Raw genomic sequence first — 15,198 nt, forward strand, 5'->3', positions numbered from 1 at the left:
CTTTTTTGGCGCATTTTTGGTCGCTTGGACGTTTGTTACTGATTTAGGGTAACTCCTTTGTTGTGGCGCTTATGTTTTGGCTTGGTTTTGAGATGACGCCAGAAGAAGTTTTAACTAAGATCCTATACTCATAAGATCTGCCAGGTTTTACCTCAGTGTCGATATACTCGGCATTTAGTCTGCCATTTACCTCTGCTACTTGGCTAAATTTATTAGCTCCTGCATCGCTTCTTTGGATGATGTAGCTAGCTACTGTGCTATCAGGATGTGGTCTCCAGATCACTTTTACGCGGCCTGGAAGTCCGGTGATAGCTTGTGCAAATGGCACAGAGTCAAGTAGTGGCTTAGTTGTCGCAGTTGCGATCGCACCTGGTTGAGAGATGGCGTTGCTTGAGTAGGTTCTCATTTGGTACGAGTAAGTCGTTTCTGGCGCTAGGTCGCGATCCACATAGTGCGTAGCAAAGCGGTCTTTTATGTTTGCAACTAGTTGCATTTTTGAATTTGCATCGTTTGGATTTGAGCGGTAAAGGTAGTAGCCAACGACGCTCTCATCGGTCACTGGGTTCCACTCGAAGCCAACTTCTGTCATATCTGAAATAGTTTTTAAGCTTGTAATAGTTGGCAGTGACGTGCTTTGCTGAGTCGGTACGCTAGAGCCGCATCCCGCTAAGAAAGCTACTAAAAATGGTGTCAATATGCGTAGGGCAAATTTTTTCATCAAAAATCTCCTTGGGAATTTTTTTGTAAATTATTTGGTTAAAGTCATCATACGTTTTTGCGGTAAATTCTACCCTTTTGCCAGTTCGCGGATGGATAAAATAGAGCATATAAGCGTGAAGCATAACCCTGCTTATTTTATCGCCTTGGCTCTTAAATCCGTATAAATCATCACCTAAAATGTGGCGATTTATGCTAGCAAGATGCACTCTTATCTGGTGCGTCCTGCCTGTAAAAAGCTTTGCCGCTATCAAATTTACTCCGCCTTCGCTTAGCAAATTTACAAAGGCGCTTTTTGCAAATTTAGCGTCTGCAACGATCGCTTTTTTTAGGCGGTTGTTTGGATTTCTACCGATTGGCTTATCGATGATGACGTCCTCTTTTAGAGGCAGGTCGGTCAGCGCTAGATAAATTCGTCCCATGCTCTTATCGCTTAGCTGCTCGCTTAGTTTTGCGTGGGCGAAGTTGTTTTTTGCAACGACGATAGCGCCACTCGTGCCCTTATCTAGGCGGTGGACGATGCCAGCTCTTACGTCGCCGTTTAAATTTGAGAGCATAAAGCCCTTTTTATTTAGCCACTCAACAAGTGTCGCCTTTTTGACGCTTGGGGCTTGGTGAACGACGATTTGAGGGGGTTTGTTTAGCACTATGAGATCGTCGTCCTCGTAGATGATCGGGATGTCAAAATTTACTTCGTATTCGTTTTGCACCTCTTTTTTTGGGGCAAAATTTACGCAAACTTCATCATTTTCGCTTAGAGCAAAGCTTGGTTTTGAGACTGGTTTTAAATTTACGCTTACGAGAGAATCTTTTATCAAATTTAAAGCTTGATTGCGTGAAATTTGAAGCTCATGCGCTACTGCTACGTCGAGTCTTGAGCTGTTTAAAACATTAAATTTAACCAAAATCAAAGCCTTGTTTGTGATATAATCTAGCCCAAAAATTAAGGTTTGCTTCTTGATAAAACTAGATCGGCGTATTTTAACACATTTTGATTTTATTCAGCCGTTTTTAATAATCCCAATAATCATAATTTCATATATCCTAGTCTCCGAAGCAAACGACATTTTAGCAAACAAACAACTTATATATTTTGGTATAGGTTTTGCATCATTTTGCGTAGCATTTTTACTGCCCATTAGACGTATAGACTGGATCATTCCGATGTTTTACTGGGTCTGTATCGTGCTACTTTTAAGCGTCGATCTCTTTGGCGTTAGCAAACTAGGAGCTAGGCGCTGGCTAGAAATTCCCTTTGTTCACTTCACACTTCAGCCATCAGAACTGATGAAGCCAGCCTTTTTGCTGATGCTAGCCTATCTCATCAAACAGCGTCCTCCAGAGGCTAATGGATACGGAGTAAAAGATTTTTTAAGACTTAGTTTTTACATACTTTTGCCATTTGTACTCATCATGAAAGAGCCTGATCTTGGCACTGCACTCATACTCTTAATAGTTGGCTACACCATCCTTTTTGTAATCGGCGTAAATAAGAAAATTTGGATCACTATCATCCTTGCGATAGGCTTTTTGGCGCCAGTTTTGTATGAAAATTTACATGACTATCAAAAAAAGAGGATTCACGATTTCATCGCTGAAGAGCCAAGCTATCACGTTAAACAAAGTATCATCGCCATAGGCAGCGGCGGATTAAAGGGCAAGCCAAAGGACGAAGCGACACAGACACACTTTAAATTTTTACCAATCGCCACTAGTGACTTCATCTTTGCCTACAATATCGAGCGTTTTGGCTTTTATGGTGGATTATTTTTGCTTGGACTTTATGGAGCACTTATAACACATCTTTTAAGTTTAAATTACGGCCTAAAAAACGACTATTTTACACAAGTTACCACCACGGGGATTGCTGCGCTAATCTTCGTTTATGTGGGTGTAAATGTCTCGATGACGATCGGTTTTGCACCAGTTGTAGGTGTGCCACTGCCATTTTTTAGTTATGGCGGAAGTAGCTTTGTTACATTTATGGTGCTTTTTGGAATTTTGCAAAATTTGCTAACTTTTAGATTTGATAGAACCTATAGCTTTATAAAAATTCACTTCTAAAATTTTCTCCACAAATATCCAGCATATAGTTTTACCCTATCCTTCTTTGTATTTTTTGATGCAAGATTTTATGGCATTTATAAGATATTTTATATCCTCTTTTGTATGCGTGTAGTGAATGCTAACACGTACCCAGCCAGGTTTTGCTTCAAAAATGGTATTATCTTTTAAATTAAGCAGATCATGTCCATACGGCCCAGCGCAATCACAGCCTGCACGCGTTTGTATACCAAAATCACTACTTAGGCTCGCAGCAAAATCATAAGGTGAAATACCTTTTACATTAAATGCAAAAATAGGTAATCTGTCTAAATTTTCAGGGCAATAATTTATCACCTCATCTATCTTTTCTAGCTCTTTGCAAAACATCTCACCTAGCTCACATTCAGCCTCTTTTATATTATTAAGTCCGATTTCATTTCTTAGTTTATAGGCTAAATTTGTACGTATTAGCTGCATTATCGGCGGTGTACCGCCCTCCTCTAAATTTTCAACTTCATTAGTAAAAATATGCGATGTCCTGCTTACGTACTTGACTGTGCCTCCTGCTGCAAATGTAGGCAAATTTTTACAAAGCTCTTTTTTGATAGCCAAAAGCCCGCAACTCCCAACTCCTCCAAGTAGTTTGTGAGGCGAAAGAAACAGTGCGTCAAAATATCTGCAATCAACATTTTCATAAGCACTAAGAGTGGCCACATCAAGTACTAAAATGCCATTGTATTTTTTGATTAGTGAGTAAATTTTTTTATAATTAGTTTTAACGCCAGTGACGTTTGAGGCGGCACTAAAACTAGCTATTATCTTTCTTTTTGCATTTTGCTTTAATGTATTCTCAAGCATCGCGTAATCTATCTCATTATTTTCATCAAGCTCTATACGTTTTATATCACAAAGCCCTTCTCTTAAGCTAACTTCAACAGAGTGATGCTCATAAGGGCCAATGATCGCTAATGGCAAGTTTAAACTTCTTAAATTTGCATCGCCGATCAAGGCTCTTGTAGCTGGTGAGATATAAATTCCCATTATCTCCTGAAATTTCTTTATCGCAGCCGTTGCTCCTTGACCAGTCGCGATAAGATAAAAACTATCGTCAAGGCCTAATAAGCTTTTTAACTCAGCTCTTGCATTTTCATAGCATTTTTGCGTTAACACCGCGCTTGAACTACTATCTGAGTGAGTGTTTGCGTAGGTTTTTAAAAATTTTAAAATTTCATCTTCAATGGGCTTATAAGCAAGACCTGAAGCCGTGTAATCAAAATAGTAAAGGCCTTCTTTTAAAATGATATTTTTTCTTACTTCATCGATATTTAGCAATGTTTTCCTTTTTTAAAGCAGGGATTATAATTAAATTTTCATAAAAAAGCTTGCAAAATAAGCATCTTTTAAAGCAATAAATTTCTTTGTAAATTTTCTATATTTTTCTTTATTGTGCCATCTTTATAGATAGCGGATATTAAGGCGATCATGTCTGGCTTTACTCTAGCGACACTTGCAATGTTGCTAGAGTTTATGCCACCTATGACACACACATTCATTCCCATTTCTTTTGCTTGTGATATAGTTTGAGCCTTGCAAAGTGGCGCATTTGGTTTTGTTGGGCTTTTAAACATCGCTCCAAAAGCTACGTAGCTAGCGCCATTTTGTTTTGCCCTAATGGCAAGCTCCAAGCTATCATAGCAGCTAACCCCCACGTAAGCATCATCTCCTAAAATTTCAAACGCCTCTTTTATGCTCGCATCATCTTTTCCCAAATGCACGGACTTTGCCCCTATATTAGCAGCAAATAAAATATCATCATTTACGATAAATCTGGCTCCAAATTTTTCGCATAAATTGAAAATTTCACTAGCTAGCCTCTCATCTTTGGGTATTTTTTTAGAGCGAAATTGAAAAAATTTAACCCCACACTCTAAAATTTCTTTAGTGTATTGCAAGGCTAAATTTTCAGGCATCAACACATCGTCGCTAATCGCGTAAATTTCAATCACTTATGCCAACTTTATGATTTAGTAGACGTTTGCCAAATTTTGTCGTAATTGCATTTTTAATAGCATTTAAAATGTATCTTTTGGCTAGTTTTATGGCCTCTTCTTTGGTGTGTCCATTTGCCAGTAAGCAGGCCAGCGCACTTGCAAAGCTACACCCAGCCCCATGCATGATCTCTGGTTTTATTAGTGGCTCTTTAAATTTAATTACGTCACCATTTTTTTTAAAAAGAGTATCTTCACAAATTTCTGCAACCGTGCTTCGCTTTAAGATCATATCGCAAGGTAAATTTTTACTATCAAGCTCCAAAACTTTGGCTTCATCGATATTTGGCGTGATAATGTCTGCAAATTTAAAAAGTTTTTTTAAGCTTGCTATCGCGTCATTTTCAAGAAGCTTTGAGCCTGATTTTGCTACGCAAACTGGGTCTATTACTATTTTAATGCCTTGCTTATAAAATTTTTCAAGCCAAAAACCAACGCAAGATATAAGCTCTTTATTAAAAAGCATTCCAACCTTGATAGCGTCTATATTTAGCTCCTCGTCTACCATTTTTATTTGTTCATTTAGATTTGTAACATTTGTAGCAAAGATATTGCTAACGCCATTTGTATTTTGTGCTGTAAGAGCCGTGATAGCCGTCGCTGCGTAGCAAGAAAACGCCTCGCATGTCTTTATGTCAGCCTGCACGCCAGCACCACCAACACTATCACTTCCTGCAATTATTAATATATTTTTCATCTATCTCCCATACAACCTGAAATTTTATCAACACTAAAAGGATCATCGACCTTCCAACTACTTGAATACTTCTTAATGCTATTTTTTAATGCGTCCACTAGATAATTCACATCTTCTAGTGTATGCGTATAGTGAAGTCCAGCTCTGACCCAACCTGGCTTGCGAGTAAAGAGTGAGTCCTCTTTTAAATGAAGCAGATCATGTCCATATGGCCCAGCGCAAGAACACCCTGCACGCGTTTGAATGCCATATTCTTTGCTTAAAACTTTGGCTAGTTCATAAGGCGAAACACCAGTCACGTTAAAAGAAAATATCGGCAAACGCTTTGCATTATTTGGATGATAGCAGGTAAGCTCAGGAATTTCTGCTAGTCTTTTTTCCAAATACTCTCCAAGCTCGCTCTCGTTTTCATATATTGCCTCAAATCCTATCTCATTTCTTAGTCTATAAGCCAAATTTGCCCTTATAAGTCCTAAAATAGGCGGCGTACCGGCCTCCTCTAGCTGTTCACTATCTTTTACAAATATAGCATAGTTTTTGCTAACATAACTTACCGTTCCACCACCAGCAAATGTCGGCTCATCTGAGTTTGCAAGTATCTTTTTTATAGCAAGAAGCCCACAACTTCCTACTCCACCAAGCAGTTTATGTGGCGATAAAAAAAGAGCATCAAAATAGTCACAGTCAATATTTCCATAAGCGCTAAAGCTTGCAGCATCAAATGCCACAATGCCACCATAAGATTTTATAAGAGTATAAATTTTTCTATAATCGCTCAAAACCCCAGTCACATTTGAAGCCACGCTAAAAGTTGCGATAATCTCACGACCAACATTTATCCTTAAAATTTGCTCCAAATGATTAAAGTCGATCCCTCCATTTTTATCAAGCCTGATATGCTCAACCTCACAAAGGGCTTGCCTAAAGCTTATCTCATTTGAATGATGCTCGTAAGGCCCAAGTACTACAAGCGGAGAATTTTCATTTGGCTTTAACGCATATCTTTTTTTTAATGCTGGCGGTGCATAAATTCCTAAAATTTCTTGAAATTTCTTTATCGCACCGGTAGCTCCATTGCCACAAGTAAAAAGATAAAAGCTCTCATCAAGTCCTAGTAAGCTTTTTAATTCACGTCTTGAATCTTCATAAATTTGAGCAGTTTTATAAGCATTTGATGAGCTGATAGAGTGCGTATTTGCGTATGTTTGGAGTATTTTTGCCATCTCATCTTCGATAGGTTTATAAGCTAGCCCTGAAGCTGTAAAGTCAAAATAATAAATGCCATTTTTTAAAATTATATTTTCTCTAATATGCTCTAAATTTACCAAACCACAACCCTTGTTTTTTGCGTAGCATTATAGATTACTTTAGCTAAAATATACTACAATGCCCAAATAAAGGAGCCAATATAAAAGCTTTAAAATTAACATTTGAGCGAATGAAACACCTTGATATAAATGAACTTATTAAATTTCATCTCGTCTTTGATGAGTTTGATTTAAAGCACTCATACTATGATGTTTTTGAAGCGATCGAGGCTGAAATTTTAAACAACTTCTTAGCTTTGATGCCAAAATTTTACTTCGAATCCGATACAAACGATGCTATAAAATCTGCCCTCATAAAACTTGCGCGAAGTGATAGAAAAAAATTTAACGTACATAAAATTTTACCTCAAAGCCTAGCTAGCAAAGTCTATGCAAAGCTTTTTGAAAAGAATTTTTTACTGCTTGAAAAAAGTAGAGAAGTTTTACCAAAAAGATCAAAAAACCAAATGCTAAAAAAAGAAGAAAGAGGCTATAAAATTGAGGATAAAATACATTTTAATAGCCATTTTTCAAGGTTTTGGTTTAGATTTATAGAGCCAAATTTAAGCTTGCTAAAAGCTGGTAAAAATGATGAAATTTTAGCCATCATAAAAAAGGAATTTGACGAATATGCAAGCCTTGGATTTGAAATTTTATGCGGTGAGCTTATGGCAAAAAAATTTCTGATTAATGGCATATTTTTAAGTAGCTTTTGGAGCAAAAACATAGAGCTTGATATGCTATTAAATATAGGTGGCAAGATCATAGTCGGCGAGGCAAAATATAAAGAGAGAAAGGTTTGTAAAAACGTGCTAAATTTACTATTAAAAAAATGCGAAAAACTAAATATCAAGCCAGATATTATTGCTCTTTTTTCAAAGAGTGGATTTAGTAGCGAGCTAAGAAATCTAAAGGATGAAAGGCTAAGACTTTATGAAATTAGCGATTTTGAGGAACTTTTAAAATGAACGAACACGATATCCAAGCTGGCTTAAAAAGCCTGATAGAGCAGACTTATCTGATAGAAAACGAATATAAAAATTTAACATCATCTTACGCAAACTTGCAAAATTTCATTAAAGATATTGTGGAAATTCTGCCAAATGCTATCTGGGTGTTAGATGAGAATGATGAGATCTTTTTACAAAACTCAGAAGCAGTAAGACTTGGTAAAATTTTTAAAGAGATACCAAAAAAAGAGGGCGAGATAAATGTAGATGGGCAAATTTATCTTTTTAAAACAAGCTCTAAAGACAATAAACTAATAATCTCTGCAACAAACATAACAGTAGAAAAACGCACCGAGCGCCTTGCCTCTATGGGCCAAGTAGCAGCTCACCTAGCCCACGAGATCAGAAATCCAGTAGGCTCTATCTCGCTTTTAGCTTCAACTCTACTTAAAAGAGCTGATGAGCGCACAAAGCCTATCGTAAATCAAATACAAAAAGCTACATGGCGAGTCGAACGCATAATCAAAGCCACTCTACTTTTCACAAAAGGCCTTAACATAAATGCACAAATTTTTGACTTTTCGCAGCTTAAAAAAGAGTGCGAAGAGGCTATAAATTTTTACGACTATTCAAAGGATATTAAATTTAGCCTAGAATTTCCAGATGGCAAATATATGGGCGACCTTGATCTACTAGCCATTGTCTTTCAAAATATTTTATTTAACGCCATTGATGCCATTGAAGAGAGCGATGATGATGAAGGAGAGATCATTTTAAGCTATGAAAAAACACCAAGTGAGCATAAATTTATCATTTATGATAGTGGCGAGCCTATCAAAGACAAAGCCATAGTTTTTGAGCCGTTTAAAAGTAGCAAGCTAAAAGGAAACGGCCTTGGACTGCACCTTTGCTTGCAGATCATAGAGGCTCACAAAGGCAGTATCGAGATCACACTAAATCCAAAAACATTTTGCATAAATTTACCAATAAAGGAGTAAGAATGAACATACAAAACGAACTTGAGGCTTTTAAAAAATCTCTTCAAACGCTTGATTTAAGAGAAATTTCAAACGATGGAGCAAAAAACGTTGCATTTATCTGTATCGATATGATAGAAGCATTTGCTGGAAGTGGTGCGCTCGCTAGTCAAAGAGTGGCCGCCTTATCAAAAGGGATCGCGACACTTTTTGATAGAGCGTGGAGAGATTTTGGCTTTAGAAATTTTATCCTTATAGAAGATAGGCACACCAGTGATTCAAAAGAATTTGAGAACTTTTTGCCACATGCCATACTTGATACAAATGAGATAAAAACCGTAAAAGAGATAGAAAATCTAAGCTTTTTTAAAGAGTTCAAGACATTTTATAAAAACTCTTTAAGCATTGCGTTTAATAAAGAATTTGAGAAATTTTTAGAACAAAATCCACAAATTGACACTTTTGTTATTACTGGAGATTGCACTGATATGTGCGTTTATCAGTGCGTTAGTTATCTTAAACTACGAGCCAATGAATATAATAAAAAAGCAAGAGTTATCGTGCCGTTTGATCTTACGCAAACATATGACATACCAGGACACAATGGCGATTTTTACCACGAGATGTTTTCTCTTCATATGAAGCTAGCACTTGGCGCTGATGTGGTAAAGAGTATTAGATTTTAAAGCTTACTTGAAATATTTATGAGCCTATTTAGCTCATCAAATTTAAAACTAAGCTCGTTTTTACTCACTACGATCTCATTAGGACTTTCGCTAAATTTTATATCGCAGCTTAGCAAAAGTCCTTTTATAAAGATTTTGTGATCTAGCTCGTAGCTACTTATACACTCATTTACTATGCTCAAAAGCTCATTTGCTAGCACTGGCTCCTCAAAGACCACATCTGATCTAAAAGCCACATACGCCGCTCCGCCCTCGTACTCTATCCTATAATAATTTTGCTCATCAAAAGTGGTGCAAAGAACCATGCTAATCGTGTAACCATTAAAATTTTCATCCAGCTCAAATCGTGGCGTGCTAAATGCGCTAAGTCCAAATTTCTCGCCAAACTCACGTGCTTTATTTGCAAGCTTGAGCAACTGCTCATCAAAGCCATTTATATTTTCATAACCCCAAAGCCACGTATTTGACGATAAGCTTTCAGAACCAATAAACTGTATGTCAAACTCACGCTCATCAAAGTAAATTTTACCACTATCAAAATCAACCTGCCAGTTGCTACCTTCAACAAGTAGCTTAAATGCACGTTTTTGAAGTAATGTCGCTTTGCCAACACATGCGCTAAAAAGCTCGCTCCAGTTACTTTTATCTACGCCAAGCTTATCTAAAAACATCGCTTCACCAAGGTCTTAGCAAGCTATTGCTTGAAGTGCTTTTTCTTTAAAGCTGTCATTTACAACAAATTTTGTCTTATAGACAAAAATTTGAGCCGTACTTTCATTTTTTATCTTAATAACAAGACGTTTATCGTTGTTTGTGCCACTTTTTATATGTTCGTTATAGCCAAGATTATAAAGGCTAGTTATCTTATCTTTGCTAAGCTCACTAAGGCATAAAAGTACCTCTAGCTCAGCATACTCTCTTGCTTTTTGAGGGGCGCTCACCTCTTCATTTTTAGAAAATTTAGAGTTTTGTTTTAGCTTTCTTGTTTTAAAGTCTAAATTTTGCGCATCTTCTAGGCTATAAACCTCGTTTAAATTTGTCCTTACAAATTGATCATCTTTTGTGATATTTATCCTAAAAGCATAAGGCAGGTCGCGCTTTGCTTCATCTTTTACTATATCTTCGATGTTGCCAAGCTCTCTTTCAAAGACTGCGATCTCGATGTTGCCGTGAAAATCAAGCACGTTTATAGTGCCCATTTTCTTGCCACTTTTGGTTATCCTTGTGCTAAAGTCTTCGATCTTGCCAACGACTAAAATTTCAGCGCTTTGCGGCAAGCTCTCAAATTCTGAGCTTAGAGTGTATTTTATCTTGTTGATCTCGTCTTTATAATCATCAAGCGGGTGGCCTGAGAGGTAGATACCAACGCTCTCTTGCTCAAATTTTAAAATTTGCTTGATGTCAAATTCGTCATTTATCGTGACAAAATTTATCTTCACATCGTTCATGCTCTCATCTTCGCCAAATAAGCTCTCAACTGCATTTTTACGGATCTGAGCAGCACTCTTGCAAGCTTCTATGATATTTTCTACATTTTGCATAAGCATCTTACGACTAAAGCCAAACTCATCAAAGCAACCAGCTTTTATAAGGCTTTCAAAGACCTTTTTATTCACTTTAAATGGATCGATCCTTGAGACAAAGTCGTCCATACTCTTAAACTCACCATTTGCTTCACGCTCAGTGATAATGTTTTCAATAGCCGCTCCACCAACACCTTTAATCGCCCCAAGCCCAAAGATAATGCCGTCATGATCGCCATTTTTAACAACGCTAAATTCTTTAGCTGATTTGTTGATAGATGGTGGCAAAGTGTCTATATTTATGCGTTTTATCTCATCAATATAGCGAACGATCTTATCGACGTTGCTCTCCTCGCTTGTTAAAAGTGCCGCCATAAATTCAGCCGGATAGTAAGCCTTAAGATAAGCAGTTTGAAAGGTGACATAAGCGTAAGCTGCGGAGTGAGATTTATTAAAACCATATCCTGCAAATTTTACAATTAGCTCGAAAAGATCGTCTGCTTTTTGTCCATTTAACCCTTTTGCCTCAGCACCTTTTACAAACTCACCCTTTAGTCTGTCCATCTCTTCTTTAATCTTTTTACCCATCGCACGGCGCACAAGGTCCGCCCCACCAAGGCTAAAGCCGCCTATGGCTTGAACGATTTGCATAACTTGTTCTTGATAGACGATGACACCGTATGTTGGCGCGAGGATTGGCTCAAGCTCTTTAAATGAGTAGGTTATCTCTGCCTCGCCATGTTTTCTTTTGACAAAGTCATCAAGCATGCCACTCTCCATCGGTCCTGGGCGGTAGAGCGCTAGCATCGCGACGATATCCTCAAAGCAGTCTGGACGCAAGCTAGTTCCTAGCTTTCTCATGCCCTCGCCCTCGATTTGGAAAATTCCTATCGCTTGGCCGCTTTGTATCATTTTATAAACATTAGAATCGTTTTTATCGATCTGCTCCCAAATGATATCCTTGCCAGTTCGTTGTTTTACCAGCTTTATGGCATTATCGATAACCGTTAGTGTTTTTAGTCCAAGAAAGTCGAATTTAATTAAATCCACATCCTCAAGATACTTAAGGCTATACTGTGTAACATAGCGATCTTCTGGGCTGTTTGGCTGACGAAATAGCGGAGTTTTATTCCACAGCTCCTCATTTGAGATAACGACACCTGCTGCGTGCTGACCGGCGTTTCTATTTAGCCCCTCAAGATCAAGTGCAAATTTCCAAATTTTAGCTGCCTTTGGATTTTGGCTGATGAGCTCAGCTATCTTTGGCTCTTTTTCATAAGCATCTTTTAGCGTAATACCAAGTTCATCAGGTATTAGCTTTGCCATCGCATCGGCTTCGGCGTAAGGCATATCACAAACCCTAGCAACATCTCTTATAACACCTTTTGCGAGCAGTTTACCAAATGTAATAACGCCAGCAACGTTAAATTTTCCATATTTTTGCGTAACATAGTCGATGATCTCGCCACGCCTACTTTGGCAAAAATCCACGTCTATATCTGGCATGCTGACACGCTCTGGGTTTAGAAACCTCTCAAAAAGTAGGTTGTATGGGATAGGATCAAGGTCGGTGATCTTTAGCGAGTAAGCGACCAAGCTACCAGCCGCAGAACCACGTCCTGGACCAACTGGCACACCTCTACTTTTAGCCTCATTTATGAAGTCCCAAACTATCATCATATAGCCTGGGAAATTCATTTTATTTATGATGCCAATCTCTATCTCAAGACGCTTTTTGTATTCGTCATGTAAATTTTCAGGGACAAATTTTAGCCTCTCTTCAAGCCCCTTTCTACATTCATATTCAAAAAATACAGCATCATTTTTAAAACTATATCTATTTTCAGGCTCTGGAAGTGTTAAATTTCTCTCTTTGGCATACTCAAGTGTAAATTTAAAATTTGGAGGAGTTGGGTTGCCAAGCTTGATCTCAAGATTGCACTTATTCACGATCTCTTGGGTATTTTCTATCACTTCAGGGATATCTAAAAATAGCTCACTCATCTGCTCTTTGCTTTTTACAAAAAACTCATGAACGCTGTGGCGAAGTCGGTTTGGATCATCTAAAGTTTTGTTCATCGCGATACACATAAAAACCTCATGCGCGTCGGCTCGCTCTTTAAAAGTGTAGTGAGTATCGTTTGTGGCGATGACCTTTATGCCAGTCTCTTTGGCGATGCGTAAAATATCATCATCAATACGTTTTTGATCGCCGATGCCGTGACGCATGATCTCAAGATAAAAGTCATCTCCAAAAATTTCTTTATACTCAAGTGCGACCTCTTTTGCTCTCTCGTAGCCTTTAGCGCCAAATTTCACATTACGGTCACTTAAATTTAGATGCCAACTCACCTCGCCCTGCAAGCAAGCAGAGCTACAAACCAAGCCCTCGCTGTGCTCTTTTAAAATTTTTTTATTGATACGAGGATAGTAGTAAAAGCCCTCGATGTAGCTCATGGAGCTAAGATACATTAAATTTTTATAGCCAGTCTCGTTTTTGGCGATTAGTATGAGGTGAAAACGCTGCTTGGTGCTCTTATCATCAAGCTGCTCGCCGTTATGCACGTAAGCTTCGATGCCAATTAGTGGTTTTATCCCCTCTTTTTTCATCGCTTTGTAAAAATCTATCGCTCCAAACATATTGCCGTGATCAGTAATCGCTGCTGCTGTGTCGCCTCTATCATGAAGCACATGAGCTAGCTCTTTTATCTTGTTCGCTCCGTCAAGCAGGGAGTATTCGGTGTGTAAATGTAGGTGCGTAAAGTTAGATTTTTCACTCATTTTTTATCCTTTTTTAATGAGTGGATTTTACAAAATTTTGGCTAATAAGGTGCTTGATGAAATCTTAATGGGAGCTTTAAAATTTATATAATTTGTAGTTTGTGGCTAAGAACGAAGCGCGCTGCCATCTGACGCACTATGCTATTAAGGTCTTGTAAATTTTAAACTAGTAATTTCGGCTCTAAAATTTGAGCTAAGCGGTCAGTGAAGCCAAAATTTAGTAGTCAATTCTTGCGAGTGAATGGAATTTTAAAATTTGCAAAAATAGTAAAATTCTATTTTTGAAATCCAGATTTTAAATTTATAAATTCTTTTATTCAAAAGGGAGACAAGGGGACTCGAATTACGAGGCCGTCCCCTTATCCCCCTTTTTAAATCCCCCAAACCCCTCGCACGTTCAAGGTGCATGCAATGGTGCTGGCGCACTGCATGCGTTCTATTCAAAAAAGCCTCCCTCGAATTTTAAAATTTCGTAAACAAGTAATTTCGGCTCTAAAAGTTGAGTTAAGCGGTCAGTGAAGCCAAAATTTAGTAATCATTTCTTTAGAGTGAATGGAATTTTAAAATCTATAAAGTGAAAAAGAATTAGATCGCGGACTAAGCCGCAATCCATTATAGATAAACTGGGATATTTGTGTGTTCTAAGAAAAATCTCGAAGTGCCACCAAGCACCATTTCCATAAGACCATTTTCACCATATCTGCTAGCAACGATTAGATCAGCATTTCTATCAATAGCTGCTTTCAAAAGTGCTTCACCAGGTATCATCGTAGTAGCGATTACTTCAAAAGTGGCTGATATGCCATGAATTTTGAAGTACTCTTCAAGCTTTTTAAGATTTAGTTCAGCATTATCGCCAAGGCTTGCTTTTGAGGTAATGCACTGAACCTTTTTTGCCTTTTTTAAAAGATCGATCGAGCCTGTTAATGCCCTTGAGCTTTGTGTCGTACCAGTCCAGCTAACAAGGATATTATCAGCTTTAAACTCACGCATTTTTCTAGGGATTACAATCGCATTTTTACCGCTTTTTAGAACAGCTGACTCAAATGTGCCAGTGATCTTTCCATCAAGTGGCACAGCAGCCACTACAAGATCGCAAAATTTACTCTCTTGCTCCACTATCGCGCTTCTTTTACCACTGTGAATCGTAAAATTTGCAGTGCAAACATCTTCAATGATTTCACTAGTTACTTTTATGCCAAGCTCAGCACAAATTTTATTAAAAATTTTCTCATTCTCTTCATGCTCGACAGCTAGTTCAGATTTAGCTGATTTTAGAAATTCTTCAAAAAGCACTCCTCCACGAAGCGTCATTTTCATATTATAAACTACGCTTGGGTCAAGCTGACAAGTCATAATTTCCATATGTGTGTTAAACCACTGAGCAACCTTTAGGGCACCATAAATTCTTGGCTCGATATCGTCTCCTGCTCCTATTGGAAAAAGCAACTTTTTGTATTTCATCA

The 15,198-nt window shown here is 37.8% G+C and carries 13 protein-coding genes; 4 read left to right on the forward strand and 9 right to left on the reverse strand.

What is annotated here, in order from left to right; translation table 11 throughout:
• Positions 1 to 43: 43 nt before the first annotated feature.
• Together CYP43_RS01505 and CYP43_RS01510 are read right to left on the reverse strand one after the other, a co-directional pair.
• Positions 44 to 718, reverse strand: a complete 675-nt coding sequence (locus tag CYP43_RS01505) for a fibronectin type III domain-containing protein (protein WP_180385121.1) — start codon at positions 716 to 718, stop codon at positions 44 to 46.
• Positions 651 to 1,622, reverse strand: coding sequence for an RluA family pseudouridine synthase (locus tag CYP43_RS01510; RefSeq protein WP_103582245.1), 972 nt, complete (start codon positions 1,620 to 1,622; stop codon positions 651 to 653). Before CYP43_RS01510 ends, CYP43_RS01505 begins: the two co-directional genes overlap by 68 nt.
• A 52-nt stretch (positions 1,623 to 1,674) precedes the next feature.
• Between CYP43_RS01510 and CYP43_RS01515 the strand changes: the two genes are divergently transcribed.
• Complete coding sequence (locus CYP43_RS01515) at positions 1,675 to 2,781, forward strand: FtsW/RodA/SpoVE family cell cycle protein (protein ID WP_103582246.1); 1,107 nt, start codon at positions 1,675 to 1,677, stop codon at positions 2,779 to 2,781.
• A 36-nt stretch (positions 2,782 to 2,817) separates the two neighbouring features.
• On the opposite strand, the gene CYP43_RS01520 is transcribed toward CYP43_RS01515, so the two are convergent.
• The 4 genes from CYP43_RS01520 to CYP43_RS01535 form a co-directional block, all read right to left on the reverse strand.
• Positions 2,818 to 4,095 (reverse strand): aminotransferase class V-fold PLP-dependent enzyme, encoded by a 1,278-nt coding sequence (locus CYP43_RS01520; RefSeq protein ID WP_103582247.1) that lies wholly within the window; start codon positions 4,093 to 4,095, stop codon positions 2,818 to 2,820.
• A gap of 68 nt (positions 4,096 to 4,163) precedes the next feature.
• A complete protein-coding gene (gene thiE / locus CYP43_RS01525) occupies positions 4,164 to 4,769 on the reverse strand; it encodes a thiamine phosphate synthase (RefSeq protein WP_103582248.1) in 606 nt (201 codons plus the stop codon).
• On the reverse strand, positions 4,762 to 5,508 hold the full coding sequence (locus CYP43_RS01530) for a hydroxymethylpyrimidine/phosphomethylpyrimidine kinase (RefSeq protein ID WP_103582249.1): 747 nt from the start codon (positions 5,506 to 5,508) through the stop codon (positions 4,762 to 4,764). Before CYP43_RS01530 ends, thiE begins: the two co-directional genes overlap by 8 nt.
• Positions 5,505 to 6,836 carry an aminotransferase class V-fold PLP-dependent enzyme gene (locus CYP43_RS01535; RefSeq protein ID WP_103582250.1) on the reverse strand — a complete coding sequence of 444 codons (1,332 nt, stop codon included), beginning with the start codon at positions 6,834 to 6,836 and terminating at the stop codon, positions 5,505 to 5,507. Before CYP43_RS01535 ends, CYP43_RS01530 begins: the two co-directional genes overlap by 4 nt.
• Before the next feature lie 110 nt (positions 6,837 to 6,946).
• Between CYP43_RS01535 and CYP43_RS01540 the strand changes: the two genes are divergently transcribed.
• From CYP43_RS01540 to CYP43_RS01550, 3 genes are read left to right on the forward strand one after another with little or no spacing between them, the layout of a single operon-like run.
• A complete protein-coding gene (locus CYP43_RS01540; protein WP_103582251.1) occupies positions 6,947 to 7,783 on the forward strand; it encodes a DUF234 domain-containing protein in 837 nt (278 codons plus the stop codon).
• Positions 7,780 to 8,763: a sensor histidine kinase gene (locus tag CYP43_RS01545; protein WP_103582252.1), complete on the forward strand. Its 984-nt coding sequence runs from the start codon at positions 7,780 to 7,782 to the stop codon at positions 8,761 to 8,763. Before CYP43_RS01540 ends, CYP43_RS01545 begins: the two co-directional genes overlap by 4 nt.
• Positions 8,764 to 8,765: 2 nt before the next feature.
• Positions 8,766 to 9,428: a cysteine hydrolase family protein gene (locus tag CYP43_RS01550; RefSeq protein ID WP_103582253.1), complete on the forward strand. Its 663-nt coding sequence runs from the start codon at positions 8,766 to 8,768 to the stop codon at positions 9,426 to 9,428.
• On the opposite strand, the gene CYP43_RS01555 is transcribed toward CYP43_RS01550, so the two are convergent.
• From CYP43_RS01555 to CYP43_RS01570, 3 genes are all read right to left on the reverse strand, one after another.
• Positions 9,425 to 10,099 (reverse strand): DUF6882 domain-containing protein, encoded by a 675-nt coding sequence (locus CYP43_RS01555; RefSeq protein ID WP_103582254.1) that lies wholly within the window; start codon positions 10,097 to 10,099, stop codon positions 9,425 to 9,427. The genes CYP43_RS01550 and CYP43_RS01555 overlap by 4 nt on opposite strands.
• Before the next feature lie 15 nt (positions 10,100 to 10,114).
• Positions 10,115 to 13,732, reverse strand: a complete 3,618-nt coding sequence (dnaE, locus tag CYP43_RS01560; protein WP_103582255.1) for a DNA polymerase III subunit alpha — start codon at positions 13,730 to 13,732, stop codon at positions 10,115 to 10,117.
• Between the two features lie 612 nt (positions 13,733 to 14,344).
• Positions 14,345 to 15,196: a universal stress protein gene (locus CYP43_RS01570; protein ID WP_021091781.1), complete on the reverse strand. Its 852-nt coding sequence runs from the start codon at positions 15,194 to 15,196 to the stop codon at positions 14,345 to 14,347.
• Between the last annotated feature and the right edge of the window lie 2 nt (positions 15,197 to 15,198).

This window comes from Campylobacter concisus, assembly GCF_002913045.1.
GTDB lineage: Bacteria > Campylobacterota > Campylobacteria > Campylobacterales > Campylobacteraceae > Campylobacter_A > Campylobacter_A concisus_AP.

What these genes read in the sequence shown, in the direction of transcription:
- CYP43_RS01505 (WP_180385121.1), bottom strand. Translation starts at nt 718, where the DNA reads ATGAAAAAATTTGCCCTACGCATATTGACACCATTTTTAGTAGCTTTC.
- CYP43_RS01530 (WP_103582249.1), bottom strand. Translation starts at nt 5,508, where the DNA reads ATGAAAAATATATTAATAATTGCAGGAAGTGATAGTGTTGGTGGTGCT.
- CYP43_RS01540 (WP_103582251.1), top strand. Translation starts at nt 6,947, where the DNA reads ATGAAACACCTTGATATAAATGAACTTATTAAATTTCATCTCGTCTTT.
- CYP43_RS01545 (WP_103582252.1), top strand. Translation starts at nt 7,780, where the DNA reads ATGAACGAACACGATATCCAAGCTGGCTTAAAAAGCCTGATAGAGCAG.
- CYP43_RS01550 (WP_103582253.1), top strand. Translation starts at nt 8,766, where the DNA reads ATGAACATACAAAACGAACTTGAGGCTTTTAAAAAATCTCTTCAAACG.
- CYP43_RS01555 (WP_103582254.1), bottom strand. Translation starts at nt 10,099, where the DNA reads ATGTTTTTAGATAAGCTTGGCGTAGATAAAAGTAACTGGAGCGAGCTT.
- dnaE (WP_103582255.1), bottom strand. Translation starts at nt 13,732, where the DNA reads ATGAGTGAAAAATCTAACTTTACGCACCTACATTTACACACCGAATAC.
- CYP43_RS01570 (WP_021091781.1), bottom strand. Translation starts at nt 15,196, where the DNA reads ATGAAATACAAAAAGTTGCTTTTTCCAATAGGAGCAGGAGACGATATC.